At 69.8% G+C, this 3,830-nt stretch carries 3 protein-coding genes; all 3 read left to right on the forward strand.

Annotation, left to right across the window (positions count from 1 at the left end; genetic code table 11):
• Positions 1 to 409: 409 nt before the first annotated feature.
• The 3 genes from AC5LUJ_RS10040 to AC5LUJ_RS10050 all read left to right on the forward strand — a co-directional run bounded on the left by AC5LUJ_RS10040 (position 410) and on the right by AC5LUJ_RS10050 (position 3,692).
• Positions 410 to 1,339 (forward strand): TetR/AcrR family transcriptional regulator, encoded by a 930-nt coding sequence (locus tag AC5LUJ_RS10040; RefSeq protein ID WP_250281829.1) that lies wholly within the window; start codon positions 410 to 412, stop codon positions 1,337 to 1,339.
• A 271-nt stretch (positions 1,340 to 1,610) separates the two neighbouring features.
• Positions 1,611 to 2,969, forward strand: a complete 1,359-nt coding sequence (locus AC5LUJ_RS10045; RefSeq protein ID WP_250281827.1) for a glutamine synthetase family protein — start codon at positions 1,611 to 1,613, stop codon at positions 2,967 to 2,969.
• A gap of 540 nt (positions 2,970 to 3,509) precedes the next feature.
• Positions 3,510 to 3,692, forward strand: a complete 183-nt coding sequence (locus AC5LUJ_RS10050) for a hypothetical protein (protein WP_250281826.1) — start codon at positions 3,510 to 3,512, stop codon at positions 3,690 to 3,692.
• The last annotated feature ends 138 nt before the right edge of the window (positions 3,693 to 3,830 follow it).

Consider the following 3,830-nt stretch of genomic DNA (forward strand, 5'->3'; position numbering starts at 1 on the left):
CCGGCCCTGATCCTGATCCTCCCGCTGAGCTGCCCGGTGCCGTCGACGCGCCGTACAGCGTCGTCGCTTCCCCGGCCGCGGCGGTGGGCGCGGCGGAACAGACTTCCGCTGTCCTGTTCATGCGATCTCCTGTTGGTCCGTCCGGGCGCTGGCGCGTCCCGGCGTCCCCTCCATGCTGCCACCGGGGCGGAAACAGATGCGTCGTGGCCTGGCTCACCGTAGGCTTCGATCTTGGATGTAGGGGGCGCCATCCGACGGTCGGGACACAACTTCGGCGGACGGGACCTATGGGGCACAGCAGGAACCACAGAGGTGGACGGCAGTGGCCGCGGGTGAGCGGGCGCGCTGTGTCGAACCCGATGCCGAACCCGATGCCGGACCCGATGCCGGGCCTGTCGCGGTATCCGGCGTGGCGCCGCCGACGGCTCTCGACGCCGCCCTCGCCACCGTTGCCGGCACGGCCCTCGATAGGGCCCGGGGCGTGCCGGTCACGGCCCGCGGGACGGCCCGTGCGGTGGCCTCCGGCATGGGGTTCGACCAGGTGTACCCGGGCCGGCCGTCCGCGGGCCGGGGCCGGGGCGGGACGTCCGTCGTGACGATGCCGGGCGGATGCGCGTCCGGGCCGGCGCGATCGGCGGCCGGCGAGCAGCACCACCCACCTGTCGACCGGCGCGGGCCCGAGCCGGCGCGGCCACCGATGCGCGCGCCGGGGCGTCCCCGCGACACCCGCCGGGACGAAGCGATCATCAGCGCGACCCTGCACACGCTCGCCGACTACGGGTTCGCCGGGCTGTCGATGGAGGCGGTCGCGGCGCGGGCCGGGGTCGGCAAGGCAACGGTCTACCGGCGGTGGCCGACCAAGGACGCCCTGGTCGTCGAGGCACTGGGCACCCTTGCGGATCTCTCGGGCGGGGCACAGACCGGGTCGCTGCGCGACGATCTCGTCGCCTGGCTGAACACCGTGCGCAAGCACAGCATCCAGACGCTGGCCGGTCGCATCCTGCCCAGGCTGCTGGCCGAGAAGGAGGAACATCCCGATCTGTTCGAGGCCTACCGCCGGCGGGTCATGGCACCGGTGCGGGACCGGGTGGCCGCTCTGCTGCGTGACGGCATCGTCTCGGGGGAACTGAGCCCCGACATCGACATCGACATGATCATCGACATGCTGGTCGGCTCCGTCGCCTACTGGCAGTACACCGGGCACCTGCGTGACGTCAGCGGCTCCCGGATCACCGGGGTGGTCGACACGGTCCTGCGCGGGATCCTCCAGCGTTCCGGGCCCGACACGGCCGAGCTGCCGGCGGGCCAGCCGACAGCGGGGATACCGGCCGTCGGCTGACCCGCTGGCCACACCGGCGTGACGGGCCGCGGCCCGCCGCTGTCACCCCGCCGCCGAATGATCGCGTCATCTTTGGCCCAGGGTGCCGCCAATCCGGACTCGGCTGTGACAATACGTCACGGGTCTGGTTGTCGGGATGCCGTGCCGGGGCGTTCGGACAGGCCAGTCGCTAAGGTCGGCTGGGAGCTATCCGATCGGTGCTCTTTGGACCACCTGCCCGCCCGCGACGGCGAGCCGACATCGTTCAGCCCTCTTCAGCGCGGAGGCTGCCATGGACAAGCAGCAGGAGTTCGTTCTGCGAACCCTCGAGGAACGCGACATCCGGTTCATCCGGTTGTGGTTCACCGACGTCCTCGGCGTGCTGAAGTCCGTCGAGATCGCGCCGGCCGAACTGGAGGGGGCGCTCGCCGAGGGCATCGGGTTCGACGGGTCGTCCATCGAGGGCTTCGCCCGGGTCCACGAGGCGGACATGCTCGTCAAGCCGGATCCGTCGACCTTCCAGGTGCTGCCCTGGCGCGGGGACAGCCCGGTGACCGCGCGGATGTTCTGCGATCTCGTCATGCCGGGTGGCGCGCCGTCCCCGGCGGATTCCCGCTGGGTCCTGCGGCGGACGCTGGCCACCGCGGCGGAGGCCGGTTTCACCTTCTACACCCATCCCGAGATCGAGTTCTTCCTGTTGCGGCAGCCGCCGCGGCGCGGTGCGCCGGTGCCGCCGCCGGTCGACGACTCCGGGTATTTCGACATCACGCCGAACGACATCAGCCATGATTTCCGGCAGCAGGCCATCGGGGTGCTCGAGCGGCTGGGTATCTCCGTCGAGTTCAGCCACCACGAGGTGGCGCCCGGCCAGCAGGAGATCGACCTGCGATACGCCGACGCCCTGACGATCGCCGACAATATCATGACATTTCGTCAGGTGGTGAAGGAGGTCGCGCTGCGGCAGGGTATCTACGCGACGTTCATGCCGAAGCCGTACAGCGACCAGGCCGGGTCGGGCATGCACACCCACCTCAGCCTTTTCGAGGGTGACCGGAACGCTTTCTACGACCCGACCGACCCCTATCATCTCTCCAAGGTCGCGCAGGCTTTCATCGCCGGTCTGCTCGTTCACGCGGCCGAGATCACCGCGGTGACCAACCAGTGGGTGAACTCCTACAAACGGATCGTCGGCGACCAGCGTGCCGGTGAGGTGCTGGAGGCGCCCGCCTATGTGTGCTGGGGGCACAACAACCGTTCCGCCCTGGTGCGGATACCGTTGCACAAGCCGAACAAGCCGAACGCGACCCGGATCGAGTTCCGGTCGCCGGACAGCGCCTGCAATCCCTATCTGGCGTTCGCGTTGATACTCGCCGCGGGCCTGCGGGGCATCCAGGAGGGGTACGAGCTGCCGCCGCCGGCGGCGGACGACGTGTGGACCCTGACCGAGCCGCAGCGCAACGAGCGGGGCATCACGGCGCTGCCCGGCACGCTGGAGGAGGCGATCGCGACCATGGAGCGGTCGGAGCTGGTGCGCGACACGCTCGGCGCCGACCTCTTCGAGTTCTTCCTGCGGAACAAGCGGGCCGAGTGGGCCGAGTACCGCCGCCAGGTCACGCCGTTCGAGATCGACCGGTACCTGCCCGTTCTCTGACCGGCCCTGTTCCGTGACAGGCCCTGTTCTCTGGCCGGCCTCCGTCCCTCTGGCCGGCCCTGGGCGGGGACGGTCGTGACCGTCCCGTGGCCGGGCCGGGAAGGTCTGCCACGCGGGTCCGCCCGGTCCGCTGAAAAGGTGATATCGGGTAACTGGTGGCCAGTCGTCGAGAAATAGCGTGAAACGATTTACCTGAATCCGGATTCGGACCCATGGCGACTGGAAGTGGCCGGTTGCTTGCGCTCCGCCGCTCTGGCCTCTAAAGTCCAGTCCCGATGGACCGCAAAAGCGGCCTGTGACGACCTGGCCGAGGTATGCGGCGAACTGTGTCGGCCATACGGCCGTGCTTCCGTGCCCGTCGTCCACCGGGTGCGGTCGCCTGCGGTTCATCACATATGAAAAAGGCACCTGGAACAGCCGCGGAACAGCTCCGTGGAACAGCTCCGTGGAACAACGCGCAGGCCCGGCGGAACAGGCGTGCGGACAGGTGCGATCATTATCGGCCGTTCAGCGGGCGATGACATCCGAAAGGGAAACGTGATGACGACTACAACTGGCCTGGACGCCGCCGAGCTGGCGGCGGAACACGCCGAGCTGCTTCCGGAGCGTTCGGCGATGGCCGTCTGGGACTACACCGACCTCGGCTGGGCCGCTGGGCTCTTCGGCGGTCTGTTCGCCACGGCGGCCGACTACGTCGGCGGCGCCTTCTTCGTCCAGTTCTGACGGGATGTCGGGCCGGTGTCCGACCAGTGGCCTTCCGGCCGGCCGACGGCGGCGCGACCCTTTTCTCCCGCGCGCCGCCGACGGCCGGCCCGATGACGGCGCGGCCGGCCACCGCCGACACCCCGGCGGTGGCCGGCA

This window comes from Protofrankia sp. CiP1_Cm_nod3, assembly GCF_982290655.1.